The organism is Microbulbifer hainanensis (assembly GCF_014904735.1).
Lineage (GTDB): Bacteria > Pseudomonadota > Gammaproteobacteria > Pseudomonadales > Cellvibrionaceae > Microbulbifer > Microbulbifer hainanensis.
In genome coordinates this window covers 57,133-83,185 of the sequence record NZ_JACZCR010000033.1, presented here as the reverse complement: position 1 = coordinate 83,185, position 26,053 = coordinate 57,133, and the positions used below count along the sequence as shown (strand labels likewise).

Below are 26,053 nucleotides of genomic sequence, written 5' to 3'. Positions count from 1 at the left end.
TGGAACAGAAGTGGTTCAATCGTGACACAGACAGATATCGGCAATACGTTTGCTATCGGCTTGATGTTTACAGCCACAGCTCTGCTGTGTGGCAACGCCTGCGCGGAAGTCGGCTCGCCCAGCGCCGCAGACACCAATGCCCCACCCCCCGCCTTTATCGAGGCGGCCTCCAAACCACTGAAAACCACGACCCGCCAGTTGCGAACGTCCCGGGCCGTCGACGAATACCGCGAACGCATCGAGGAGATGGAAGCGGAACAGGGCGCCTACGGCGCAGGAATTGACGAACAGTTGATGGGGCTCGGCACGGCCCTGCAGCGCGCCGGCAAGCACGAGGAGGCAATCAGCGAATTCCGTCGCGCCATGCTGATCAATCGTGTCAACGAAGGACTTTATTCCCTTAATCAGGTTCCCATGATCGAGCGCATGATCGACAGCCAGATCGCGCTCAGCAAGTGGGAGGACGCCAATGACAACCAGGAATACCTCTACTGGTTAAATGAGCGCAATTACGGTGAGGAAGATCCGCGCATGTTGCCGGTGATCAATGACCTGAGTCGCTGGCACCTCCAGGCCTACGTGGATGAAAAAGGTGGCACCCTGTTCGAACACCTGATCAGCGCCACCAATCTTTACGAACTCGCAGTGGATATCATCACGAAAAACTTTGGCGCCAATGACCTGCGCCTGGTCGACGCCCTGCGCGGACTCAAGGCGACCAATTACTACCTTGCCACCTATAAAGGTGAACCCGAACAACCGGTGGTTATCAACACCAGTTTCGGCGGCGGTCCCAACATGGATGCACAGCGCTCCCAGCTCGACCAGTACCGCATGAACAGCTTCAGTTCGGGCAAGGATGCCATCAACCGTATCGTCGATGTCTACCAGAAAAACCCGCAGTCACCACCGGCAGCCTCTGCCAAGGCAAAAGTGGAGCTGGGTGACTGGTACATGATGTTTAACAAGTGGCACTCGGCGCGCGAAACTTACGGCGAAGCCTATCAGGCCCTGTGGGATAACGGCGCCACCAATCAGGAAATCGACGATATTTTCGGTCGGCCCGCCGCCCTGCCCGCCCTGCCGATGCTGGAGGAAGATCGCCAGGCCCTGGCGAACTCCTATGTGACCGTGTCCTATGATGTGACGGCATTTGGCAAGGCGCGCAATATCCAAGTATTGAACGCCAAGCCGCAGGACTCCGTCAGCATCCGCTCGCGCGTGCGCAACGTGCTTAAACGCGCCAAGTTCCGCCCGCGTTTTGAAAATGGTGAACCGGTGGATACCGTGGGTATCGTGCAACGTTTTGTTTTTGACTGAAGCAAGGCGCGCCCGTTTTGCACCTGAGGTAAAACTGCCACCGGAGTAAAGGGTCGAAGTTCAGACAGACAGTAATCACGGTCGGGAAAATGTACGCATCCGGCCACCGCGACAAGCCGGGCTGCGCCCGGCTTTCGTCGCAAAAATCGCTCACATGGGACAGCGCTCCAGAGCGCGTCAGGAGAGACACAATGACACTACGGAAAGCGGTACCCAAAGATTTTCGACGCAGCATCGGCTGGCGCACACTGGCGTCGGCGATCGTTGTCAGCGCAGTGGTGACCGGCTGCAAAAGCCAGCAGACCCAGCAGCAGCCACCGGCGCAGCCCTCCCAGTCCCAGTCGTCCTCCAGTTCGCCCTCGCAATCCCAGTCGAGCTCCTCCAGTTCCAGCAGCTCGTCGAGCCAGAGCCAGCCGCAGACCGCTAGTAGCAGCATGCCCTCGAGCAGCTCGTCCAGCCGCTCCAGCCAGGGCATGCCGAACACGAGCAGCAGCCAACCGAATACCTCGATGCCGTCCATCGAATCTGGCCAGGAGTCGAGCCGCGATGCTTCGACTGCATCGCGCAGTGGTGAGGAATCGTCGCGGCGCAACAGCTCCGCCGGCGACAGCATGCCCGACCCGAGCGCACGTCGAAACAATCCCTCGACACCGGTTTACAGCGATTCCGATCGGCGCGCGGAGGAGCGCAATATGCCGCCGGATCCGTCCAACAACAGCGACGGCGAACCACCGAAGGACGTGGACTTTTCCGAGGAGGAAAAAACGGCTTCTTCAAGCAGCTCTTCGTCCAGCAGTTCGTCTTCAAGCAGCTCGTCATCCAGTAGCGCGTCCAGCAGCAGCGCTTCCGCCAGCAACGCCTCGCCGGCGAACAGCTCACCCGCGGACAGCAGCGCCTCTGCCAACAGCCCCGCCTCCCAGTCCGCCAGTGCCCAGGGTGGTGGAGCCCAGGCCAGCGCGGGAAGCCCCGCCAGTCGCAGTGGTGGAGCCCCCAATGAGGCACCGGCCACCACCGCCGAGCGGGTCGCAGATCTGGATGGTGAATTCAATTCCACCATGGCCAGCTACGACGGCATGATCCTGCGCGAGCGCGACTACGCCCGCAATCGCCCCGCCGCCGGCGATAAAGAAGACGAAGCGATGGACGAAGTGCCTCCCGGCGAGTCCCTGGAAGACCTGATTGAATCCGCCGAAGCAGAACTTCCCGCCCCTCCTCCCAGCGGTGGTGGCGAGGGCGGCAGCGGCCCCGAGCAGAACAATTCCAGTGGTCAGGCTACCGGGCCCGGCGCGGCAACCGCCGGTCGCAAGGGTGAATACAATCACAGCGGCACCACCCCCGTGGTACCGGCAGATATCCCCAACGGTAATGACGACGATGTCGTCGCACGCCAGATCCGCGAGGCGGCGATGCGGGAATCAGATCCGGAGCTGCGGGAAAAACTGTGGGCGGAATATCGAAAATATAAAAACGCGCAGAAGTAATAGCGGAGGGAATCACAATGCATTTTTCCATTTCCCGGTTCGGTCATTTTGCGTTGCGCCGTGCGCTGCCCCTGGTGGCGCTGCTCACACTCGGTGCCTGCACCACGACCGATGTGCGCACCACGGCCTACACGCCCCTGACTGTGGAAGACGCGGCAATTCCCGAAGGGCGGCTGCTGGACGTGGGTATTGTCCAGTTCAACCCCGGCCTCGACACCGCCAAGGCGGAAGAGGATAAACTCGTATTTCCGGAACTGCGCAATGCCGAATCCCGCTATATTGCCGTAACCCTGGCCGATTCGCTGCAATCCAGCCAGGGCTGGGGCGCCGTACGGGTCATTCCCAGCGAGCGCACCAATATCGACGTCACCGTCACCGGCAGGATCGTGCAGTCCGATGGTGAAACGTTGACGGTGGACGTGACCGTCACCGACTCCCGCGGCCAGCGCTGGTTTACCAAACAGTACACGGAACAGGCTTCCCATTACGCCTATGACCGCAAGCACCCCACCAAGGGCGATGCATTCCAGGGCGTTTACAACCGCATTGCCAACGACATGATGGTCTACCGGCAGAAATTGTCGGACGACTACATTGCCGAACTGCGCACCATTTCCGAGTTGCGATTTGCGCGCAGCTTTTCTCCCCACGCGTTCGACCGCTACCTGTCCCAGAGTGATGACGGTCTCTATCATCTCAACGCATTGCCGGCAGAAGATGATCCGATGCTGGCACGGGTGCGACGTATTCGCGAGCGCGACTACCTGTTCGTCGACACCCTGCAGGGCTACTACGGCACTTTCGTCAAAACCATGGAGGAGCCCTACCAGGAGTGGCGCGCCATGAGTTATGAAGAGGTGCAGCAGATGCACGAACTCAAACGCAAGGCGCGCAACCACACCATCATGGGCGCGGCGGCCATCATCGGCGGTATCGCCGCTGCCGGCGCAGGGGCCGGCAGCGCCCGCGCCGCCGGCCAGGTGGGTATCGCCGGTGGCGGTTACCTGATCAAGAGCGGCTTTGACCGCCGTGCCGAAGCCAAGATGCATATCGAGGCACTGCAGGAGCTGGGTGACTCCATGGAAGCAGAAGTGGAGCCGCGCATCGTCGAACTGGAAGACCGCACCGTGACCCTGACCGGATCTGTGGAAAACCAGTATCGCCAGTGGCGCGAAATCCTGAAAGAGATTTACCAGGCCGAAACCGGGGATCTGGGAACACAGATCTGATCGCAAGCCGCGGGCGCGACAATGCGTGTGCCCGCGGCCAACCGATCCCGGACAATAAACACAGACAAGCGGAACCACTATGCAACACCGCGACCCGTCTTCGGATGACAACTCGCTCATTCAGCCCGCCGATTTCAGTTTCGGCCGCGACAGCACCGGAAACGATGCGACCAGCACCGCCGCTGCCAAAAAATCCACTGCACCCAAAGGCAACGGGCAACTGCGCGCAGGCCTGATCGGCGGTGCCCTGCTACTCGGCCTTGTTGCGGTCTTCTGGTTGCTGCCGCAAATGGTTAAGAAGCCCAAACCTGTAACGCCGGTACCCATAGCGGCTCAGCCGCAGGATGCTGCCCCCACCAAGCAGGCTGCCTCCCCGTATACCGATGCACAAATCGCGCAACAGCGACGCGAGGTACAGGAGATACTGCAGGAAATCCTGATGTTGCAGGATGAGCTGGAAGAGCGGAGGGTGGAAATCTGGGCCAACAATGACTTCAGCGCGGCACGCGCACTTTCCGAAGAAGCCGACGGCATCTATCGCCAGCGCAAATTCAAGCAGGCGCTGGACAAGTACCGCGCATCCCTGGCCGCCTTCCAGCAATTGCGCGACAGTATTCCCGAGCGGATTGAAAAACATCTGGCCGAAGGCAATGAAGCACTCGACCACGGTGAGGTCGGCGCCGCCAACAAGGCATTCGATCTTGTGCTGGTCATTTCTGACAATCACCCGCGCGGGATAAAGGGCAAAAAGCGTGCGGAAAAACTGCCGGAAGCCTGGAAATATTTCACCGGCGGCAAGGAAGCCTTTGCCGTAAAGGACCTCAACACTGCGCGAGATCAGTTGCAGCAATCACTGGCGGTCGACCCGGAAACACGTCCCGCCAAGGCTCTGCTACCAAAGGTATTGGCGGCCATTACCGAGCGCGATTACAGCGAAGCCATGTCGGCGGGTTATGCGGCCATTGCGCGCGAAGATTTCACCGCCGCGGTAACGGCGTTCAAGCGCGCACAATCGCTGAAACCCAAAGCCAAGGATCCGGCGATCGGCCTGCAGCAGGCCAGCAATGGCGCCGAACAGTTGCGCATCGACCGGCTTTTTGCCCGCGCGCAGACACAGGAAGGATCCGAGGATTGGCACAGCGCGGTCGCAAGCTATGAAAAACTGCTGAAAACAGACGGCAGCCTGGTATCGGCGATCACCGGCAAGGCCCGCGCACAGGCCCGCGCCAAGCTGGACGACCAGCTGCAGGACCTGCTCAAGGATCCTCTCACCCTGGGGGGTAGCAAACGCAATGCCTATGCCCGCGGAGTCCTCGCCGACGCGCGCAAAATCGGTAACAGCACGGAATCCTCTCGTCTGGAAAAACAGATCGACGATCTGGAGACTGCACTCACCCAGGCACTCATTCCGGTACCGGTATTGCTGCAATCCGACAGCAGCACCAACGTGACCATTTATCACGTGGGTCGCCTGGGCAACTTTGCCGAACGCGAAGTGCCTCTGAAGCCCGGTCGCTATACCGCGGTCGGAACCCGTACCGGTTACCGCGACGTGCGTCGCGAATTTATTGTGGTGCCCGGAGAGGAACCGCCGACTGTCGTCATTGAATGCGCGGAAAGAATAATCAGTGCCAATAACAGCTGACAACGTGAACCGAGCCATGGAATTCCGATCAAAAGATGTACGATTTTCGCCGACAGTAAAAGCTGGACAGAATCGTTGCGCCGGTATTCGCGAAAAGATCTTTTTCGCGCCAAACGGCAGCGAAATGCCCATGCTGGGAGCGGTTGCGAGCTAAGCTGTATTGCACGGAAGAAGGCTTGCTCTGCTCATGCAGGAGGGCCCGCCCGGACAAGCCGGGTGCGCGCCGATAAAAGTCCTGCAAACGCGATAAATCGATAAGTGCGCAGTAACAGGAAATCATAAATGACAGCAAAGGAAGCGGTACCCGTTCGCGACGACGATCGCGCGGACGACGGTTTTTCAGTCATCGAACCCATGGGCTTTTCACCGGTACAGGTGGAAGCTGGCGGGAAGAAACTTTTGCTGTCCCCCCGGGCTCTCGCGGTCACCGCCTGTCTGTTGCTCGGCACTTTTATCCTCGTTTATCTGCTCGTGGCCCGCTCCCTGATTTTTGAAACCCAACCCGCCGATGCCGACGTCAGTGTCAGTGGATTCGCCCTGCCGCTCGGCGATGGTCACCTGGTGCTCCCCGGTCACTACAGCTATACCATCAGTGCCGCCGGTTACCTGCCCAAAAGCGGTGAAGTGGACGTCGGCAATGACGGCCACAATCGCCACGTGGTGACGCTGGAAAAACTGCCCGGGCATATCCAGGTTGTCACCGACCCCCAGGTGCCGGTCAGTATCCTCGTCAACGGCACCGAAGTTGCCAGTGAACAGGGGCTGGCAAAAAATATTCCCGCCGGCCGCAAACGCATTACCGTCGTCACCGAACGCTACCTGCCCTTTACCCGTGAGATCGAGGTCGAGGGCCTGGACAATACCCAGCGCTTTGAAGCCACACTGCGCCCCGCCTGGGCCAATATCCACATCACCACCAACCCGCCCGGCGCGACGGTCAGCGTCGAGGGCAAAACTCTGGGCACCACACCGATCGATGCGGAGCTAATTCAGGGCGACCGTGTCGTCAGCCTCTCCATGCCGCGTCACAAGACCGTCGAGGTTCCCGTGGCAGTAACGGCGGGCGTGGACCAGACGCTCACCCCCATCGACCTCAATGCTGCCGATGGCATCCTGCACCTGTCCAGCGACCCGTCCGGCGCCAGTGTGACCGTCGATGGCGAATTTCGCGGCCATACACCTATGGAGCTCAACCTGGCCTCCAACGGCCAGCACCAGCTGCGCTTTTTCAAGGACGGTTACGGATCGGTCGAGCGCACCGTCGATATCGGCGCAGGCGCCGAGCGGGACATGAATATCGACCTGAATGCGGTGTTCGGCGAAGTCCGCATTACCAGCAGCCCCGAAGATGCCCGGGTCTATATCGATGGCCAGCTGGCCGGTGCCACCGGTCGGACTTTCCGCCTGTCCGCCCGCAACCACGAGATTCTGGTGCGCAAAGAAGGTTATGAGGATTACCAGACCAGCGTCGTGCCCAGCAGCAAGCTGCAGCAGAGCATCCGCGCTATCTTGTTGACGGCGGAGCAGGCACGCTGGAGCCAGGTCCCGGCAGAAATTACCAACCCCGCCGGTGGCACCATGCTGCTGATGCGTCCCAACGCGAAGTTCACCATGGGTTCCTCGCGCCGCGAGCAGGGCCGCCGCGCCAACGAAGTACTGCGCCAGGTTGCCCTGACCCGTCCCTTCTACATCGGCACCACCGAAGTCACAAACCGTGAGTTCCGCCGTTTTCAGCGCATGCACAGTTCCAGCCACGTCAATGGTGTCAGCCTGGACAACGACAACCTGCCGGTCGTCAACGTCAGCTGGACCGACGCAGCCCTCTACTGCAACTGGCTCAGTGAGCGCGACGGACTCCAGCAGGTTTACCGCACCGAGCGCGGCCGCGTGACCGGTTTCGACGCCGGTGCCAACGGCTACCGCCTGCCCACCGAAACCGAATGGGCCTGGGCCGCCCGCTATCAGCGCGGTGCCATGCGCAAGTTTCCCTGGGGCAACAAACTGCCGGTCGGAAAAAATTCCGGCAACTACGCGGACAACAACGCGGCTCAGCTGTTGCCCGCCGTGCTGCGCACCTACAACGACCACTACGCAGCAACCGCACCCGTGGCCTCGTTTTCCGCCAACGGCCTCGGTATTTACGACCTCGGTGGCAACGTGTCGGAGTGGATTCACGACCTCTATACCATCGGTACCGGCCTCTCAATGCGCCGCGAGGAAAACCCGGTAGGACCGCAGGACGGCGATTACCACGTGATCCGCGGTTCCAGCTGGCGCCATGCTGGCCTCACCGAACTGCGGCTTTCGTATCGCGATTACGGCGCTGATCCGCGCGACGACGTGGGCTTTCGCGTGGCGCGCTGGGTGAACTAGGAGAACAGCCATGAAATGGTTCGCAACACTATTTGCCTGCATCCTGATAACTCTCCCCGCTTTCGCACAGGAACCGGCGACTGACAAGGCGGCGACAGAACAGGCTGATAGCGAAAGCCAGGCCGCGCAAACGCAAACCTCTGAGTCGGCTGCGCCTCCGAAAGCCAAGAGAGTCGCGCAGAAAGAAACGCCGAAAGACGCAGACGACTACCACGCATCGGAGGAAATCTCCGAGGACCTGTCTGTTTCCTACCCCGTCGATATCTGAGTACGACAGGTGATTCCAGAGATGAACACTGACATTGATACCGTATGAATCCGAGCGCCGCGATAGCGGACGCGCCTTCGGACTAGAGCGAGAAGCATTATGAAATTCAAATCCTCCGACTTCATGTTCCAGCTGTTCGCGCTGCTCGGCGCCGTCATTCTGGTCCATGCCATTTACGTCGCCATTATCCGCCCCAATGCGGATGCCCTAATCGAAGAGCAGCTCGCGCGCGAAGCGGCGGGCGAAACCTATATCCAGCAGCGCTCCCTCTACATCGTCATGCGCGACTACGAACAGGAGTCCTGCTTCGTACTGATGCTCTGGGCCCTGGCCATCATGGGACTCAAGGCGCGGCGCGGCTTCCGAGAGCGCCAGTTGCTCGACAAGGCGCTGCTCAATGTCAGTGAGGGAACTCCGATACTGCCCGAGGACGCCCGCGACCTGTCGCGACCGATCCAGGCGCTCCCCGAGGAAGAGCGGAATTACCTGCTGCCCCGCGCGCTGCTCACCGCGCTGCAGCGCTTCGGCTCTACCCGCGATGTCGCCGCGGTCTCCAACTCGGTCAAAGAGGTGTGTGATACAGAGGGAGATCGCCTGGATTCCGAACTTGCCATGGTCCGCTATATCACCTGGGCGATTCCCTCCATCGGGTTTATCGGCACAGTGCGCGGTATCGGCGAGGCCCTATCCCAGGCACACCGGGCGGTCGAGGGCGATATTGCCGGGGTTACCGTCAGCCTCGGTGTGGCTTTCAACTCCACCTTTGTCGCCCTGGTCATCAGTATCGTCATCATGTTTTTCACCCACCAGCTACAGCTGATGCAGGAGAGGCTGGTGTTGGATACGCAGAATTATTGCGACAACAAACTGCTGCGCTTTTTGAAGGTCAGCTGATCCGGCGGGCACGGCCGTGTGGCCATCGCTGTCGGCAAACAGAAATAGTGCGTGCGGGTAAAAATTACCTGCGCACCAAAAACAGAGGAAGCACCGATGGGACAAGGCGTCCTTGAAATCAATGACTGCGGCCTGCGTGTATTCAACGGCACCGACGAAGTGCTCGACAGCCCCGGCGTCGCGATTATCGAGCCCCAGCAAATTCTCGTCGGCACTGCCGCGCTAATGCGCGCACGCAGCCACCCGACACAGGTCAACAACCAGTTCTGGCGGCGCCTGAGCCTGGAGTCATTGAAGTCGGAAAACGTGCGCTGCCGCCACCACGCGGATCTGGCTTACTGCCACCTACAGGAACTGTCGGAACACTGTGACCTGCCGGAAGAAGTGGTGCTCGCCGTACCGGGCAACTTTACCCGCGAACAGCTGGCATTGCTCCTCGGCATCATCAATGAAAGCCCGGTCAATGCCGTGGCACTGGTGGATGCCGCCACGGCCTGCATCGGTGGCTGTGCACCGCGCGGGGTCCAGCTGCATATCGAACTGCAACGCCACCAGACTCTGGTGAGCCGCGTGGCCGTACACGAACAGGCGGTACTGGATATCGCCGAGACAGTCAGCGACTCCGGCCTGCAGAATTTCCAGGATGCCTGGGCGCGAGTCTTTACCGACGCCTTCATCATGCAATGCCGATTCGACCCGCTGCATTCGGCAGAAGCAGAACAACAGCTCTATGACATGATGCCCCAGTGGGTTAACCGCGCGATGCGGCAGGGGGAAGTCATGGCCGAACTCGACGATCGCACCGCCAAGATCAGCCTGCGCCAGCTACAGGATGCCAGTACGCCGATCCTGTCCCGCGTGCGTGCGCTGATCGACAACCTCAGAGAATCGAACAGCATCATCTTCGTTTCCCACCGCTGGGCAGAAATTCCCGGTGGCGCGCAGCTTGCCGAACGCATTCACCTGTTGCCGCACAATGCCGTGGCCCAGGCATTGGCCAAGCGCTGGCAGGAAGTGCACAGCGATTCCGGCGCACTCCCCCTGGTCAACGCAGTGAGTGCCGCGCCAGCCAATGAGGTCGCGGTGCAGGTCAACAGTGCCGCGGAAGCCGCCGCGACCCATCTCCTCTACGGGCACCGTGCGCTGGCAGCGCAGCAACCGCTGTTTGTCAGCTGGCAGGATGGCAAGCTGTCGGTGACACCGACACCGCCCAACCACCCCGCCGCAACGATCACCAGCCACGCGGGGAAGCTGGCACTGCGGGTGGATGCCGGTACGAAGCTTATGCTGAACGGCCGTGAAATTGCCGCACCGGTCAACTTGAGTGCCGGCGACAAGATTGGCGCGCCGGAACTCGACGAAGTCATCACCGCAATCAGCGTGGAGCACTATGGCGCGTAGGAACCGGCGGTTTACAACCTTCAGCCTTTCGTTTCTGGACATCATGTCCTGCGGCTTCGGCGCCGTTGCGCTGATCTTTCTGATCATCAAGCACGGTGCCGACCACGACATCAAGGCCGAAAACCAGGACCTGTCGGCAGAGGTTAACCTGCTGCAGGAAGAGGTCGAATTCGGCCGGGAGCACTTGGTTCTTGCGCGCAATACACTCGACACCACCAGTGACGAACTGGCCAAGACCCAGGGATTGGCCCGCCGCATCATCGAACAGATCAAGGAAGTCAAAGGCAATATCGCCGAAATCGACAGCACCAACTCAGAGGAAGATATCAAGCGCCTGCAGGATAAGCTGAAAAAGCTCGAGCAGGCGAAAAAGGAACTGGAAGCGGAGAACAAAAAGCTCGGCAACAATGTGCGCAAGTTTGTCGGGGAAGGCGATCGCCAGTACCTGACCGGGCTACGCCTGGGTGGCAACCGCATCCTGGTACTGGTGGACTCTTCCGCAAGTATGCTCGGCGACGAGCTGATCAAGGTAATCCGCGCGCGCAACATGTCTTCCCGGGTCAAACGCGGAACAGAGAAGTGGCAGCGTACCCTGCGCACCGTATCCTGGCTCACGGCACAGTTCCCCCAGGATAGCCAGTACCAGATTTATACTTTCAACACCGGCTTTCGCGCTGCAATACCCGGCACCGAAGACCGCTGGCTCAACGTGGATGACCACGACCAGCTAGACCATGCCATCAAGGAGCTCGACAAGGTAGTCCCGGAAAATGGCACCAGCCTCGAACGTGTTTTCAACGCGGTCAGTGCCATGTCGCCGCTGCCGGACAATATCATCCTGATTACCGATGGCCTGCCCACCCAGGGCATGAAAAAGCCGCGCGGGGCAACCATCTCCGGCAAGGACCGCCGCGACCTGTTCAGACGGGCAGTGAAAGTTCTGCCAAAGGATATTCCGGTCAACGTGATACTCGCCCCGATGGAGGGCGACCCGTTCGCCGCCAGCGAATTCTGGAAACTCGCCATGGAGACACAGGGTTCCTTCCTGGCACCATCGAGGGACTGGCCATGAGACGCAATCGCTACAAAAGGGGACAGGACGAGTTCAGCATTTCCTTTCTCGATGTCATCTGTTGCGGCTTCGGCGCCATCGTACTGCTGCTGATGATCGCCAAGACGGTGCAGCCAGTTGTGCTCGAGGAAGCGGAGCAAGACCTTGACGGCCAGGTAAAGGAGCTGGAACACCAGCTGGCGGAAATCCGTGGCGAAACGAACATCCTGAACCGCGATCTGAACGCCAAGCGCGAACAGCTCGATATCGAGCGCAAGCGCCTCGCCAATCTGCGCGGCGAACTCAATACACTCCAGGCTCAATACGCCAGCAAGACCGAGGGTGAGAGTGAAGAAGGCAAGCGGCGCGGCGAACTGACCGTTGCCCTGCAGACCATGACCGACGAAATGCGCCGCCTGCTGGGGGAAAACTACCAGCGCAAGAACAACGTGATCGGCGGTATCCCCGTCGACAGCGAATACATCCTGTTCATCATCGACACCTCCGGCAGTATGTTCAATTACGGCTGGGACCGGATGATGGACGAGATGGTCAACACCCTGAACCTCTACCCCAACGTCAAGGGAATCCAGGTCATGAACGACATGGGGGACTACATGTTCTCCAATTACCGGCGCAAATGGATTCCCGATACGCCCGGACGCCGCCAGGCAATTCTAGAGCGACTGCGCTCGTGGAACCCCTTCAGTAATTCCAGCCCGGTGGAAGGTATCGAGAAGGCAGTGCGCAGTTTTTATGACTCCAAAAAGAAAATCAGTATTTACGTACTGGGCGATGAATTCACCGGAAGATCCATTCGCAACGTAATGCTGGCGGTAGACCGGGTCAACGCGGCACACGGCGAAGCCAAACGCAACATCCGCATCCACGCGATCGGCTTCCCCATCCAGTTTTCCCGCCCACCGCACCTGCAAACCACCGGACTCAGATTTGCCGCGCTGATGCGCGAACTCACCTACCGCAATGGTGGAACATTTGTGGGGCTAAACGACTTTCGCTAGTACACAGCGATCGAGGAGTGAACCATGGCTTTCCCGAAAAAAGGATTTTCTGAGGTAGCGAAAATCACCCTGATCCTGGCGACATTACTCGCCGCCGCCTGCGCGCATACTGTCCGCGTCGACGGGCAATATCCACAGCCTGTCGGTACCCAAATGCCGCTTACCGTCGGTGTTTACCTGAGCGAGGACTTCCGCAAGTACAGCTACCACGAAGACAGTGAAGACCGCGATGAGTGGACAATCGACACGGGACGGGCGCAGAAAAACCTGTTTGAAACCGTTCTCGGCTCCATGTTTACCGAGACAATCCCACTGGCCAGCTATCCACAAAATCTGCCGAAAGACGTGGAACTGGTGATCGTACCGGAAGTGCGCGAACTGCAGTTCACCATGCCGCGGGAGACCCGGGTCAACATTTTCGAAGTGTGGATCAAATACGATATGCACGCCTACGACCAGCAGGGCAATGCCATTGCCAACTGGGTCATCACTGCCTACGGCAAAACGCCGACGGCATTTCTGAAATCCCGCGAGGATGCCCTGGCCCAGGCAATTAATGTCGCCCTGCGCGACGCCGGTGCCACCCTGTATACCGGATTTGCCAAGGTCCCGGAACTGCAGGCATTGCTCGCCAACAAGCAGCGGGCGCTATCGATGAAAACTTCGGTACCGACCGACACTACTGCCACGGAATAACAGGAGGTTGTTGTGGTTAGAGCACTATTTGTATTGACGCTGGTACTGCTGAATGGCTGTACGACGGTGGTGATCGACGAATACCGGCGCAGTAATGGCGAGCTGGCCAAAGGCGATTCCGTGGTCATTCTCGGACGACGGCACTCGAGTGATTACGAAACCGAGCCAGATCTGATCGAATGCGTCGGCAACAAGCTCAATAATCCGGCGCTCGGGGTCAAGGTGATTCCCGAGCAGCAGTTTGTTGACGCCATGTATCCGTGGTTCGAGCCTCGCACAGCACCGCTGCACCTGAAATCCCTTGACCACCTGATGGCGGTGCCGGAAGTCCGCGAGCGACTCGAGGCTTTTGGCGTGAAATATATCGTTTGGATCGACGGCTCCACGGAGACCACCTCCAGCGCCGGCTCTATCGGTTGCTCCATCGGTACCGCCGGCGCCGGCTGTTTCGGTTTCGGAACCTGGGATAACGAATCGGACTACGAGGCCTCCGTCTGGGATTTTCGCGACAGGGAGCTTTCCGGTAAATTGAGCGCAGACGCCAAAGGCACATCATATATGCCGGCAATCGTGATACCGATCCCGCTGATCGCCCGGGTACAGACCAATGCCTGCAAGGGAATGGCAGCGCAGCTGCAGCAGTTCCTGTTGCCGAACCAGGCAAATAACAATTCCTGACGGACGTACTGAACGAGGGAGGCAAACGCGATGCACTATTTCAATAAGATTCTCGCCGGAGTCCTGATCGCCGCCACTGCTGGCTGCGCCTTTAATCCAGCCACCAACCGGCCGGACCTGGTGTTGATGTCGGAAGACAAGGAAATCGAGATCGGTAAGGAAATGCACCAGAAACTGGTGGACAGCACACCGATTTACAATGACCCGGTACTGACCGCCTATGTGGATTTTGTCGGTCAGAAAGTCGCTGCAGCCAGCGACAGGCCGAACCTGAAGTACCATTTCACCATCATCGACAGCCAGGACATCAACGCCTTCGCCCTGCCCGGCGGCTACGTCTACATCAACCGCGGCCTGCTCACCTATCTGCATTCGGAAGCGGAAATGGCCGCGGTACTGGCCCATGAAATTGGCCATATCACCGCGCGCCACGCCGTGCGGCAGAAAACCGCCGCGACCGGTGCCGGTGTGGCATCGGTACTGTCCGTACTCGTGACGGGCAGCGGTGTGGTCGGCGATGTGACCAATCTGTGGAGTACCGCGGCGGTCAAGGGTTACGGCCGCGAGATGGAACTGGAAGCTGACCGGTTCGGTGCCCAGTACATGTACAACGCCGGTTACGATCCCCAGGCAATGATCAATGTCATCAGCCTGCTCAAGGACCAGGAAACCTTTTCCCGCCGCCGTGCGCGTGTAGAGGGCAAGAAACAGCAGACCTACCACGGTGTATTTTCCTCACACCCTCGCAACGATATCCGCCTGCAGGAAGTAGTGGAAGCGGCCGGAAAGCTGCCTGAAAACCAGAAAGTCACCAAGGTGGAGTATTACCGCGAGAAAACGGACGGCCTGGTTTATGGAGAGAATGCGCAGGAAGCGGAAAAAAACCGCTACAACCACAAGCGTCTGGGATTCTCTCTGCTCTTCCCGGACGGCTGGAAAGTGGAAAATCAACGCTCAGCCATTGTCGGGACCGCGCCGGATAACTCCGCCACCATCACCATCAAGGTCGACCAGCGCGAGAATAACCAGCCCGCAGATATGACGCTGCGGGAAGTCTACAAAGTGCACGCTCTTGAGCAGGATGAGGCGCTGAATCAATACCGGCTGACCGGCTATACCGGCAAGCTGCCGGAAAAGAGTGACAGTGAACCCGACCGGGTTGCTGTAATTTATTACGGCAGCCGGGAGTATTTTCTTGAAGGAAAAATCAACGGAGATTCCGGCAAGGACAAGAAGGCCCGCGAAGATTACGACAATCTTTTCCTGACCAGCATTCGGAGCTTCCGCCCGCTGCGCAAAACTGATGTGGTGCAGCCGGACATAAAGCATGTGCGCTATGTGCGCGCCAACGAAAAGACCACTTTTGCGGCGCTTGCTCGTCACATGAATATCGGCAACTATGCCGAGGAACAGCTGCGCCTGCTGAACGGCTACTACCCCCGCGGCGAACCCAAGCCCGGGGAGTGGATCAAAATCATTCAGTGATCTGGCGGCGACTGCGAACGGCAGTTCCAGTCACCGCAATGTCACATTGCACCAGCACTCGTGAGCGGTCTGGTCGTCGCTGCGGCGGCGACATGCCTGTAAACAGGACCATAAAAACAGTAAAACAATAACGACAGTCAAGGAGCAGATGATGCTAGGCATGATGATGCAATCCCAACTCACCCTCACCGAAGTGATGCGTCACGCGAACGCCAACTTCCCCAATAGCGAGATCATTTCGGTAACCGCCGACAATCCCAGGCACCGCTACCGCTACCGCGAGGCTTTCGCGCGCACTGCGCAGCTGGCCAACGCGCTGCAGAAACTCGGGGCGGAGCCCGGCGACCGTATCGCCACCCTGGCCTGGAACGACTACCGCCATTTCGAACTCTACTATGCGACCTCCTGTAGCGGACTCGTGTGCCACACCATCAACCCGCGGCTATTTCCGGAGCAGATTGCCTACATCATCAATCATGCAGAGGATCGCTGGCTGTTCATCGATCCGATGTTCGTGCCACTACTGGAGGCGCTGGCGGACCAGTTGACCACGGTTAAGGGTTATGTCGTGCTGACCGATAGCGACCATATGCCGGTAACCGACCTGCCCAACGCGCACTGTTACGAGGAATTGCTCGCACTGGAGCCGGAAAATTTCGACTGGCCGCTACTGGATGAGGGCACCGCCGCAGCACTCTGCTACACCTCCGGGACGACCGGCAACCCCAAGGGCGTCCTCTATTCTCACCGCGCCATGGTGCTGCACACATACGGGGTGCTGATGCCTGACGTTTTTGCCCTGCAACAGGATGAAGCCGTGTTGCCGGTGGTGCCGATGTTTCACGTCAACGCCTGGGCAGTGCCCTATGCGGTTCCCGCCGTGGGCGCCAAACTGGTCTTTCCCGGCCCCAAGATGGGATGCGGGGAAACCCTGAGCAATCTGATTCGCGAGGAGGGTGTCACCATCGCCGCCGGCGTGCCCACCGTGTGGCTCGCGTTGCTCAAACACCTGCGTGAACATGATCAAACCGTACCGAGCCTCAACCGCGTGGTCGTTGGCGGCTCTGCGTGTCCCTGGAGCGTGATGGAGGAGTTCGAACAGAAGCACGGCGTCTATACCCACCATGCCTGGGGCATGACGGAGATGAGCCCGCTGGGGACCTATAACGCCCGCGTCCCGGCAGACCTGCCGGCGGAAGAAGCTCGCGCGCGACGCCTAAAGCAGGGACGCGCCGCGTTCGGCGTGGAGATGCGGATTGTCGATGAGCAGGGCCAGCCCCCACCCCACGACGGCCAGGCATTTGGCGCACTGCAGGTGCGCGGCCCCTGGATCTGCGAACGCTACTTCAAGGCGGAAGAGTCCGCGCTCACCAGCGACGGCTGGTTCGATACCGGCGATGTCGCCACCATCGATCCACAGGGTTACCTGGGGATAACGGACCGCACCAAAGACGTCATCAAATCCGGCGGCGAGTGGATTTCCTCCATTGAACTGGAAAACTTTGCCATGACCCAGGAAGGTATCGCCGAAGCCGCGGTCATCGGGGTCAGCCACGAGCGCTGGGCCGAACGCCCCCTGCTGGTCGTCGTAGCAGCACCGGGCGCCGCTCTGGATACCCGGGCCATAATCCGGGCGTTCGAAGGCCATGTGGCCAAGTGGTGGATTCCGGACGACTGTATCCTGGTGGAGGAACTCCCCCACACAGCGACCGGGAAGATCAGTAAAAAGGATCTGCGCCAGCAACTGGCCGAATACCGCTGGCCGGAAGAGACACCGGCATAAACGACGCCGATCGGCATCGCTACCGGCCCGGCGGTGGCGATGCCGCTGCCTATTGAACACCGCTGTTGTCACCTTACTGATATACGGCTGTCACAGTCTTTGCGTAAAACAACAATAAATCCGACATCGAGCAGTTAGCCATGGCGCAGACCTTAGTCCGCATAAACATTATCTTCACTGTATTGCTGGCCACCTTTTCACAGGCCGCAGAGTCGTTGCTCCCGCAGCAACGGCCGCTGGTGATCGCCCACCGCGGTGCCTCCGGCTACCTGCCCGAACACACGCTGGAAGCCAAGGCACTCGCCTACGCCATGCGCCCGGACTATATTGAGCAGGATCTGGTGCTGAGCAAGGACAATCACCTGATGGTGATGCACGACATTTATCTGGATGACACCACGGATGTCGCAGAAACGTATCCGGATCGGGCCCGTGAAGACGGCCGCTACTACGCCATCGACTTTACCCTGGCAGAGCTGAAACGCCTGCATGTCAGTGAGGCCTTTGTACGCAGCGGGGACAGTGTCACAGCGAAGTATCCGAACCGGTTTCCCCTGGGGAAATCCAGCTTCCAGCTCTCCACCTTCGAAGAAGAACTGGAGTTGATACAGGGGTTGAACCACACGCTCGGTTACGATGTCGGTATTTACCCGGAAATTAAACAGCCCTGGTTTCACTATCGCGAAGGCCGCGATATCGCCGCGACGACACTATCGGTATTGAAACAATACGGTTACCACAGCCGCAAACAGAAAATCTATCTGCAGTGTTTCGACGCTGAAGAGCTGCAACGTATCAAATCGAAGCTAATGCCGCAATTGCACATGGACCTGCCGCTGATCCAGCTTATCGCCGAAACCGAATGGGGCGAGAAAATGGTGGAAGTCGACGGCCAGCTGCAGAACTACGATTACGACTGGATGCAGACACCGACCGGACTGAAAAAAATAGCGACCTATGCTGACGGGGTCGGCCCCGCTGCCACCATGCTTGCGGGGTTCAAAGACGGCAAGCTGGCTATAACCAGCTTCGTGCGGCAGGCGCACGCAAACCACCTCGCCGTACATCCCTACACGTTCCGCGCCGATCCACAACAGATACCTCCGGCCGTCGGTAGTTTCGAAAACCTGCTGCGGTTGTTTATTGGAAAAATTGGCGTAGATGGTGTCTTTACCGATCACCCGGATAAAGTCCGCGCTTTCATCGATAACCGAAGCCTTCCGTCGCGACAGGTAGTCGCTGACGCTAACAACGAACACAGCTGACGCACGCCAGCCCTGTTATGGGCGTAGTCCCTGTGGCAGGCTTCGGAGTGCATTCATGGACATGCCTGGAGCTCACAGATGCTGAAGACCACAACCTCCGTCGTCGATGGCAGGGAAGTTAAAGATTATCTCGGAGTCGTGGTCGGCGAGGCCATACTCGGTGCCAACGTATTCAAGGACCTGTTCGGCTCAATCCGCGATATCGTTGGCGGCCGTTCCGGTGCCTATGAAAAGGAAATGGCCCATGCGCGCCAGATTGCCTTCAAGGATATGGAAGCGGAGGCGCGCAAGCTGGGCGCAAACGGCATTCTCGGTATCGATATCGATTACGAAGTGGTCGGCGCCCAGGGCGCGATGATGATGGTCAGTGTCAGCGGCACCGCCGTCAGGTTCCGCTGATAACCGCCTGTACGGCAGTGCCGGGGTTAACCCGGCGCCGGCTCAAACTGCTCTTCGTCGTAGGCCACGACAAAATCCCGCCCGCGTTTTTTTGCCTCGTAGAGCGCGCAGTCGGCTTTTTGCATCAACTCTTCCAGGGTGCAATTACTGCCGCCGTGAGCAATACCGATGCTCGAGGTAAAGCACAGCTCACCGGACGGCGTGGAAAGTGAAGCTTTGGCAATATCGTCGCGCAGCCTTTCCGCCGTGTGCAGGGTATTGACCCGCTCCTCCGTTATCAGCAGGCCAAACTCCTCACCACCAATACGGCCGAAGATATCGGTTTCGCGAATCTTGCTGAGAATGGTCCGAGCGAAGCTGCACAGGGCTTCGTCACCCACACTGTGGCCATGATTGTCATTGATCGTCTTGAAGTGATCGATATCAAACATCAACAGGCTGAATGGCTGCCCCTTGCGCCGGACAAATTTGATACGCTCATCGGCATCGGCAATGAAACTACGTCGATTGCGGATACCGGTGAGTGGATCCGTGCGCGCTTCGAGTTCGGCCTGCTGCTTGGCCCGCTCCAACTCTCGGGTGCGCTCATGCACCAATTCTTCCAGCTCGGCCTTGGAGTTTTCCAGATGCTCCCGGTGTTGCTGTTCCGCCTGCTGCTTTTCCTGGCGCAAACGGCGCATGCGCACCCCCACGGCGGCCATGATGGCCAACATTTCGGTAAACGAAGCCACCACCGGCAAGTAGTAGTTTACCAAGTGGTGCTCCACATACCCCATGTCCCGGAGCGCCTGGGTAAACAGGCTCGCCACCAGCAGGCCCCAGGCCACCGCGAACAGGGCGGCTTCCCGCGACCCCTGGCGCCAGCGCACCACTCCGATAACCGTCACTACCGGATACAGCAACAGCGCGATCGTAATCGTCAGCAGCGCCAGCGCTTTGATTTCCAGCAGGGCGCTGAAAAACAACACTGCCCCATTGGCCAGCATCAACAGCATGAGCTTATCCAGCCAGATGGTGTAGCGGTGTGTATGCAGGAAAATACGGGCAAAGTTGAGCCCGGCGAGGATGCTGACCGCGCCCGCCATGGACATATAGCTCCAGCGGAACCCTGTGCGAATCAGGTATTGATGGGTGAACCCCAAAATAGTCGCCCAGGCAATAATCTTGGTCAGGGAATAGAGCGAATAGGCGTAGAAAGTGCGACTGCGGGTGGAAATCGCCGCGACCAGGGAAAACAGCGACATCAGGAAAAAGCCGCCGAACAGGAAAGCCGCCACCCCAGTTTCCAGGGTATGACTGATGCGCAGGTTTTTCGGGCTCCAGATACGCATACTGGGGTACACGTAGCCAATTTCGTTCGAACTGAGCCGGACCAGCAACTCCTGGGTTTGCCCCGGTTGCAGAGTCAGCGGAAAAACAAAGCGGTTGCTCGGTACCAGGCGCTCGTCAAACGGCGCCTGCATCGACATATCCGCGAGCTTCCGGTAATCGCTGTCTGCAGCGGCGGCGTCACGTCGAAACGCGGTCAGCTCGATCAGCTGATGGTCAACGTACTCGATATTGAGCTCAACGGCTTGGTCGGTGGGATTGTGCAACGAAAAATGCGACCAGAAAGCCCCTTTTTTCAGTCCAGTAGAACCCGCGCCCGGCAGTGGCCGGAAGTCACCAACCGCTAAAGCACTAAGTGCCTCCTCCAGCGATTTACGATCCCCTTCCTCGTGCCAGACTTCTGCCTGCCCGGTGTACAGGTCTCCGTCCTCGTCAGGGCCGATCTGGATCGGCGCGGCGGCAGAGGCGCTACCGGCACAGATCAACAGCAGTGCTGTCAGAAATTTAGCGACATTTAAAGCCGGGATACCCCAGGGACCGGTGCGGAATCTTGTTCTTGTCATTGTTCTATCGGCCCACGGCCTGGCAAATGGAAAAGTGATAACTGTGTCACAAAATCCTTGTTGACCGCATCACGCTTTTTTTCGTGTGTAGTAGAGATTACTACACTTGTTTCGGGAAACATAAGACCACTCATCGCACATATACAGGCCGACAGCGCAGAATAGGCCTCAAGCGACAAAAATATGCATTAATGGCAACTTAGGCAGCCAGAGGTCACCATCAACCACGTCTGCAATGTCGCAATATGCGATCGCAATAATCCCGCGCCCACCTCCGCCGCTCTTGGTATAACCTTGCTAAGGGCGGAGGCATTTATCGATGGCCGGTCGCTCTCAATACTACCGACAAGGAGTCCACCATGAAATGCCCGTCGTGCAGTGATGCAGTCCTGCTACAGAAAGACCGTAACGGTATCGAAATCGATTACTGCCCCAATTGCCGAGGCATCTGGCTGGATCGTGGCGAGCTGGAAAAAATCATCGAGCGCTCGGCTGCGGATTTCCCCTCCGGCGACAGCGATGCGAAGCCGCCCGAAAAACCCGTCGTGCACAAGCAGAAGCGCAACCTGATTACCGAGCTGTTTGACTTCTGACATTTGTCGAACGTGCACGTCGCTGAAAAAAACGCATATTATTTGCCATACCAATAACTGCGCAGGAGTGGCCATGCAGATCGACCAAACACAGTTTCTGGCAGAAGTGGAAGCACGGTTGGCGCGGATGTTTTCTGCCAATAAGTGCGGTTATCGCACGCCGGCAGTGGAACGCCATCGCCTGGAAGGATTCATGCAGGCGGGGGTCTTCCTCGGCCTCAGTAACAATCGCGAACTGGCAGAACTGATGGAAGAGTCACACCTGGCTGTATTTGGCAAAAGTATCGGCGACCGGCAACAGGAAAGAGCCCTCAACTGGGGCTACGAGCAGGTCGACTACAGTGCGTTTGAGGAACCCGCGATTACGCGAAAATCCCGCTCGCGCTGAGCGTGTGCGTCCCACGCTACCAGGGTGCAACAAAAAAGCCCCGCGATGCGGGGCCTTGCCAGAAAGCCCTATTCGAGGGCTACTCGAAGCGGGAGAAGTCCGCGGGACGTTTCTCCATAAATGCCGTGGCGGCCTCGCGGAATTCCTCGGACGACAACCGCTTGAGGAAATGCCCCGCCTCTTCCTCTATACACTCCAGGCCGCTGGCATGGGATCTCTTGCGCAGCAGCTGCTTGGTCAGGCGCACCGCCTCTGGCGCCCTGGTCGCCAGCTCCGCGGCCACCTCGCGCGCGCGGGTGAGCGTGTCTGCCGCCGGCAGTGCCGCGTTACAGATACCCAGCTCCACGGCCTCCTGGGCACCAAACTTCTTGCCCAGTAGCAAAAGCTCGGAAGCCTTGGCATGCCCCATGATGCGCGGCAGGAAATAACTGGACGCATACTCCGGACACAGGCCCAGATTCACAAATGGCATCTGGAAGACCGCGTCGTCTCCCGCAAACGCCATATCGCAATGCAGCAGCATGGTGGTACCGATGCCCACCGCCGGACCGTTGACTGCGGCGACAACGGGCTTGGGGAAGTTATACAGGGCCAGCATGAACTGGAACACAGGCGAATCTTCACCGGTGGCGGAACCGCCGAGAAAGTCCATCAGATCATTGCCACTGGTGAAAGCCCCATCGGCACCCGAGAGGATGACCACACGAATCTGACTATCGCCAGCGGCGCCGTTGAGGAGTTCCGCCATGGCTGAATACATCGCCATGGTCAGCGCATTTTTGCGCTCCGGGCGGTTGATCGTAATTTCCAGCGCGCGGTCGGCGACCTGGGCCTGGATTTCTGCACACGGGCTTTGCATGGGCATCTCCGGTTGTTCGCGGTTAATCCCTTACCCGCCGCAAACGGCGGGAAAGGGACGATTCTGATGGACACCTATGTTAGCCGCTGCAGCGCGCCACGCGAGGTCCGATTCAACCAACCTTGCTAACCGAATCTCTACGCAGTGGCTGGCACATACAGTGCACACCGCCGCCTCCGGGAGTAATCATGGAGATATCGGGGTCGATTACCTCGAGGCCGTGGGCACGACATTTTTCCGCCAGCCCCTTGTTGGCTTTCGGCAACATGACCCGGTCGTTGCCCAGGGCAACCACGTTGACGCCCAACTCCAGCACCTGCGGGAAGGGAATATCGATGATCTCGATGTTGCGATTCCGGAACCACTGCACCAATTCCGGTTCCACAGCATCGATACAAATGGCCGCGAGCTTTTCCGCCAGCATCGCCACCATGACGTCGATATGCAGGAAGAACGGATCGAAGGGATAGCCCTTAACCTCCCAGCCCTCTTTTTCCACCCAGCGCTTCATTTGCTCAAAGCCCTGCGGACTGGTGCGCTCTCCGGAGTAGCCGCACAGGATCACGCCCGGTTCCAGCACCATAAAATCACCGCCCTCGAGGGAGCCCGCCGTGATCACGTCGTATATCGGAATATCCAGCTCGGCGTATTTCTTGACGATCGGCGCCCATTCACCGCGGCGCCAGGGGCTGTACATCTGGGTCACGATCGGCCCCCAGGGCGTCATAACCGAGGAGTCGCGGCCGTAGATCTGGTACGGCAGGCTGCTGTCCGCCGGGATCAGGTGTGTATTCACGCCCGCGTGGCGGTAGGCATCGAGCATTTCCGCGTGCTGGGCCACGGCCACCTGGTGATCGAATGTCATGCCCAGGCGCTCGGCGCGGCGGGCACTGGCGTTACCGGTGCGCCAGCTGAAATTGTCCACAGGGCCGATCAGCACATCGCGCAGCGGGCCGTACTCGGAATCCATGCCCCACTTTTCCAGTGGCTTAGTGCCGCCGTTTTCTTCGCGGCGGCGCAGGGTAAATTCAGTCATCGGTCTTCATTCCAGGTTGTCGTTTGAAGTGCGACGCCAGAAAGGTAAGCGCTCGCTTACGACTCTTATTTAGGGCGTCGCTTTTTGTCCTCCCGCTGTAAAGCGGATCAGGCAATACCGGCCCGGTCGAGCATCGCCTGCAGCAGCACGTTGGCGCCGGCTTCCAGGTGCTCCGCCTCCGCGGACTCGGCTTCGTTGTGCGACAGGCCACCGGCACAGGGCACAAAGATCATCGATACCGGCGCCACGCGGGACACGTACACTGAGTCGTGGCCAGCTCCAGAAACCATTTTGCGGTGGCTGTAACCGAGGGATTGCACAGCGCGGTCAACCGCATCTATGCAGTCTTCATCGAACGCCACCGGCGGCGAATGCCATTCTTCGCGTACATCAATGGTCACACCGGTGGCCTCTTCCACCTGCTCGGCGAGCCGGTAGAGGGTGCGGTGCAGGTGCTCTAGCCCCTCTGGTTGCGGGTGGCGCAGGTCGAGTGCCAGCACGACCTTCTCCGGCACCGTATTGCGACTGCCGGGCTCGGCGCGCAGATCGCCACAGGTCATACGGGCATCGTCGGAGTAAGCCTTCACTTCGCCGTACAGGCGCTCGCACAGAAGCGACAGAGCCTGTACCGGATCGCGGCGATCCGCCATCGGTGTAGGGCCGGCATGGCACGGCGTGCCGTGGAATGTCACGTCGTACCAGCGAATCCCCTGCACACCGGTGACGACACCGATGACCTGATCCTGCTTTTCCAGGATCGGTCCCTGTTCGATATGTGCCTCAAAGGCCGCAGCAATGGGTTTCGGCCGCGCCGGCTCCTCGCCCAGGTAGCCGATACGTTCGAGTTCTTCGCCGATGGTTTTACCGGCCTTGTCCGCCCGCCCGTGACCGTATTCGAGGCTGAATTCACCCGCCCAGACCCCCGAGCCAATCATCGCCGGGGAGAAGCGCGCGCCCTCTTCATTGGTCCAGACCACGACCTCCAGCGGAGCCCGGGTCTGAACCCCCTGCTCCGCCAGGGTACGCAGGACCTCGAGGCCGGCCAGCACGCCATAAACACCGTCAAACTTGCCGCCGGTGGGCTGGGTGTCCAGATGTGAACCGGTAATGACCGGCGCCAGGGAATCATCGCTGCCGGCGCGACGGGCGAAGATATTGCCCATCTGGTCGACACGAATCTCACAGCCGATCTCCTGGCACCAGCCGACGAACAAGTCGCGTCCGCGCTTATCGTCATCGGTCAGTGCCTGACGGTTGCAGCCACCGGCGGGGGTGGCGCCGATGCGAGCCATTTCCATCAGGCTGTCCCAGAGGCGGCGACCGTTGATTCGCAGTGTTTGGGCGGTGTTTTCCATTCGGAGAGCTCCAGACCTTATAATGGCCCCAATATTACTGATTTATCCGCAATTTTAGTTTTGATCAGCGCCGCTCAAAGAGAGTTTTATTTCGCCGCTGCTCAAAATACAACCAGGTATTATCTTCCCATGACCGTTACCTACAGTTCCTATCTGAAAGTAGACGACCTCCTGAAGTGCCAGCAGCCCCTATCCGACGGCCCCGAGCACGATGAATTGCTATTTATTGTCATTCACCAGAGTTACGAGCTGTGGTTCAAACAGCTGCTGCACGAATTGGACTTTCTCGTGCGCCTATTCAACGGGGGCGAGCGCAATCGCGCCCAGCACACCCTGAAGCGCGTCGATGCGATTTACCGCACGCTGATCCAGCAGGTGGACATTCTCGAAACCCTGACGCCGCTGGAATTCATGTCCTTCCGCGATCGCCTGTCCACTGCCAGCGGTTTCCAGTCATTCCAGTTCCGCGAGCTGGAATTTCTGTACGGCGCCAAGGATCCGAAGAAACTGGAGAACTACGCGCCCGGCTCAGATCACTACCAGCGCCTGATGAAGCGCCTGCAGGCGCCGACGCTGTGGGATGCCTTCCTGCAGTTCCTCGCCAAGGAGGGACACCAGATTCCGGAAAGTGAATTGAATAGAGATTTCAGTCAGGTGGCCGAACCCTCCACCGCCGTCCAGAAAGTACTGATCGACGTTTACCGCAACGACCCACTGGTAAGCGAAATCTGCGAGGCGCTGGTGGATATCGATACTTCACTGCAGCAGTGGCGCTATCGCCACGTGAAAATGGTGGAGAGAACCATTGGCAGCAAAATGGGTACCGGTGGCTCGAGCGGTGTGGGTTATCTGCAAAACACCCTGTTCCGCCCGGTCTTCCCGGATCTTTGGGCGATTCGCTCGGAGTTCTGATACGAGCGTTCGAGAGGGGCGCGGCTTG

General features: G+C 59.1%; 25 protein-coding genes. 19 read left to right on the top strand and 6 right to left on the bottom strand.

Annotation, left to right across the window (positions count from 1 at the left end):
• Positions 1 to 21 precede the first annotated feature (21 nt).
• Positions 22 to 1,320: a tetratricopeptide repeat protein gene (locus IG168_RS13660; RefSeq protein WP_193164964.1), complete on the top strand. Its 1,299-nt coding sequence runs from the start codon at positions 22 to 24 to the stop codon at positions 1,318 to 1,320.
• Here the strand turns inward: IG168_RS13660 and IG168_RS13655 are convergent.
• Complete coding sequence (locus IG168_RS13655) at positions 1,235 to 1,960, bottom strand: hypothetical protein (protein WP_193164963.1); 726 nt, start codon at positions 1,958 to 1,960, stop codon at positions 1,235 to 1,237. The two genes, IG168_RS13660 and IG168_RS13655, sit on opposite strands and share 86 nt — an antisense overlap.
• Before the next feature lie 15 nt (positions 1,961 to 1,975).
• Positions 1,976 to 2,377, bottom strand: coding sequence for a hypothetical protein (locus IG168_RS13650; RefSeq protein WP_193164962.1), 402 nt, complete (start codon positions 2,375 to 2,377; stop codon positions 1,976 to 1,978).
• Here IG168_RS13650 and IG168_RS13645 point away from each other — a divergent pair.
• From IG168_RS13645 to IG168_RS13575, 15 genes are all read left to right on the top strand, one after another.
• Positions 2,376 to 2,801, top strand: a complete 426-nt coding sequence (locus tag IG168_RS13645; RefSeq protein ID WP_193164961.1) for a hypothetical protein — start codon at positions 2,376 to 2,378, stop codon at positions 2,799 to 2,801. The genes IG168_RS13650 and IG168_RS13645 overlap by 2 nt on opposite strands.
• A 17-nt stretch (positions 2,802 to 2,818) precedes the next feature.
• Positions 2,819 to 4,030, top strand: a complete 1,212-nt coding sequence (locus IG168_RS13640; RefSeq protein WP_226876973.1) for a hypothetical protein — start codon at positions 2,819 to 2,821, stop codon at positions 4,028 to 4,030.
• A gap of 79 nt (positions 4,031 to 4,109) precedes the next feature.
• Positions 4,110 to 5,675 carry a tetratricopeptide repeat protein gene (locus IG168_RS13635; protein WP_193164960.1) on the top strand — a complete coding sequence of 522 codons (1,566 nt, stop codon included), beginning with the start codon at positions 4,110 to 4,112 and terminating at the stop codon, positions 5,673 to 5,675.
• Positions 5,676 to 5,957: 282 nt separating this feature from the next.
• On the top strand, positions 5,958 to 8,048 hold the full coding sequence (locus tag IG168_RS13630) for a PEGA domain-containing protein (protein WP_193164959.1): 2,091 nt from the start codon (positions 5,958 to 5,960) through the stop codon (positions 8,046 to 8,048).
• A 10-nt stretch (positions 8,049 to 8,058) separates the two neighbouring features.
• A complete protein-coding gene (locus IG168_RS13625) occupies positions 8,059 to 8,316 on the top strand; it encodes a hypothetical protein (RefSeq protein ID WP_193164958.1) in 258 nt (85 codons plus the stop codon).
• A gap of 99 nt (positions 8,317 to 8,415) precedes the next feature.
• Positions 8,416 to 9,210 (top strand): MotA/TolQ/ExbB proton channel family protein, encoded by a 795-nt coding sequence (locus tag IG168_RS13620; protein WP_193164957.1) that lies wholly within the window; start codon positions 8,416 to 8,418, stop codon positions 9,208 to 9,210.
• 96 nt (positions 9,211 to 9,306) lie between these two features.
• Positions 9,307 to 10,611: a hypothetical protein gene (locus IG168_RS13615; RefSeq protein WP_193164956.1), complete on the top strand. Its 1,305-nt coding sequence runs from the start codon at positions 9,307 to 9,309 to the stop codon at positions 10,609 to 10,611.
• Entirely contained in the window at positions 10,601 to 11,683 is a 1,083-nt protein-coding gene (locus IG168_RS13610) for a vWA domain-containing protein (RefSeq protein WP_193164955.1), read from the top strand. Before IG168_RS13615 ends, IG168_RS13610 begins: the two co-directional genes overlap by 11 nt.
• Positions 11,680 to 12,684 (top strand): vWA domain-containing protein, encoded by a 1,005-nt coding sequence (locus tag IG168_RS13605; RefSeq protein WP_193164954.1) that lies wholly within the window; start codon positions 11,680 to 11,682, stop codon positions 12,682 to 12,684. The genes IG168_RS13610 and IG168_RS13605 overlap by 4 nt, the downstream gene beginning before the upstream one ends.
• 24 nt (positions 12,685 to 12,708) lie before the next feature.
• Positions 12,709 to 13,380, top strand: a complete 672-nt coding sequence (locus IG168_RS13600; protein WP_193164953.1) for a hypothetical protein — start codon at positions 12,709 to 12,711, stop codon at positions 13,378 to 13,380.
• Between the two features lie 12 nt (positions 13,381 to 13,392).
• Positions 13,393 to 14,058: a hypothetical protein gene (locus tag IG168_RS13595; protein WP_193164952.1), complete on the top strand. Its 666-nt coding sequence runs from the start codon at positions 13,393 to 13,395 to the stop codon at positions 14,056 to 14,058.
• Positions 14,059 to 14,088: 30 nt separating this feature from the next.
• Entirely contained in the window at positions 14,089 to 15,543 is a 1,455-nt protein-coding gene (locus IG168_RS13590) for a M48 family metalloprotease (protein ID WP_193164951.1), read from the top strand.
• 151 nt (positions 15,544 to 15,694) lie between these two features.
• Complete coding sequence (locus IG168_RS13585) at positions 15,695 to 17,326, top strand: long-chain fatty acid--CoA ligase (protein ID WP_193164950.1); 1,632 nt, start codon at positions 15,695 to 15,697, stop codon at positions 17,324 to 17,326.
• Positions 17,327 to 17,466: 140 nt separating this feature from the next.
• Positions 17,467 to 18,591, top strand: coding sequence for a glycerophosphodiester phosphodiesterase (gene glpQ, locus IG168_RS13580; RefSeq protein ID WP_193164949.1), 1,125 nt, complete (start codon positions 17,467 to 17,469; stop codon positions 18,589 to 18,591).
• Between the two features lie 78 nt (positions 18,592 to 18,669).
• Entirely contained in the window at positions 18,670 to 18,990 is a 321-nt protein-coding gene (locus tag IG168_RS13575; protein WP_193164948.1) for a heavy metal-binding domain-containing protein, read from the top strand.
• A gap of 26 nt (positions 18,991 to 19,016) precedes the next feature.
• On the opposite strand, the gene IG168_RS13570 is transcribed toward IG168_RS13575, so the two are convergent.
• Complete coding sequence (locus tag IG168_RS13570) at positions 19,017 to 20,882, bottom strand: sensor domain-containing diguanylate cyclase (RefSeq protein WP_193164947.1); 1,866 nt, start codon at positions 20,880 to 20,882, stop codon at positions 19,017 to 19,019.
• 359 nt (positions 20,883 to 21,241) lie between these two features.
• Here IG168_RS13570 and IG168_RS13565 point away from each other — a divergent pair, with 359 nt between their 5' ends.
• Together IG168_RS13565 and IG168_RS13560 are read left to right on the top strand one after the other, a co-directional pair.
• Entirely contained in the window at positions 21,242 to 21,475 is a 234-nt protein-coding gene (locus IG168_RS13565; RefSeq protein ID WP_193164946.1) for a TFIIB-type zinc ribbon-containing protein, read from the top strand.
• A 73-nt stretch (positions 21,476 to 21,548) separates the two neighbouring features.
• Positions 21,549 to 21,863 carry a hypothetical protein gene (locus tag IG168_RS13560; protein WP_193164945.1) on the top strand — a complete coding sequence of 105 codons (315 nt, stop codon included), beginning with the start codon at positions 21,549 to 21,551 and terminating at the stop codon, positions 21,861 to 21,863.
• 79 nt (positions 21,864 to 21,942) lie between these two features.
• Here IG168_RS13560 and IG168_RS13555 read toward each other — a convergent pair whose 3' ends face one another.
• The 3 genes from IG168_RS13555 to IG168_RS13545 all read right to left on the bottom strand — a co-directional run bounded on the left by IG168_RS13555 (position 21,943) and on the right by IG168_RS13545 (position 25,113).
• Positions 21,943 to 22,722 carry an enoyl-CoA hydratase gene (locus IG168_RS13555; RefSeq protein WP_193164944.1) on the bottom strand — a complete coding sequence of 260 codons (780 nt, stop codon included), beginning with the start codon at positions 22,720 to 22,722 and terminating at the stop codon, positions 21,943 to 21,945.
• A gap of 112 nt (positions 22,723 to 22,834) precedes the next feature.
• Complete coding sequence (locus IG168_RS13550; RefSeq protein WP_193164943.1) at positions 22,835 to 23,758, bottom strand: dimethylarginine dimethylaminohydrolase family protein; 924 nt, start codon at positions 23,756 to 23,758, stop codon at positions 22,835 to 22,837.
• Between the two features lie 107 nt (positions 23,759 to 23,865).
• On the bottom strand, positions 23,866 to 25,113 hold the full coding sequence (locus IG168_RS13545; protein WP_193164942.1) for a Zn-dependent hydrolase: 1,248 nt from the start codon (positions 25,111 to 25,113) through the stop codon (positions 23,866 to 23,868).
• Positions 25,114 to 25,242: 129 nt separating this feature from the next.
• Between IG168_RS13545 and IG168_RS13540 the strand changes: the two genes are divergently transcribed.
• The gene (locus IG168_RS13540; protein ID WP_193164941.1) at positions 25,243 to 26,025 is read left to right on the top strand and encodes a tryptophan 2,3-dioxygenase; all 783 of its coding nucleotides are present in this window, start codon (positions 25,243 to 25,245) and stop codon (positions 26,023 to 26,025) included.
• The last annotated feature ends 28 nt before the right edge of the window (positions 26,026 to 26,053 follow it).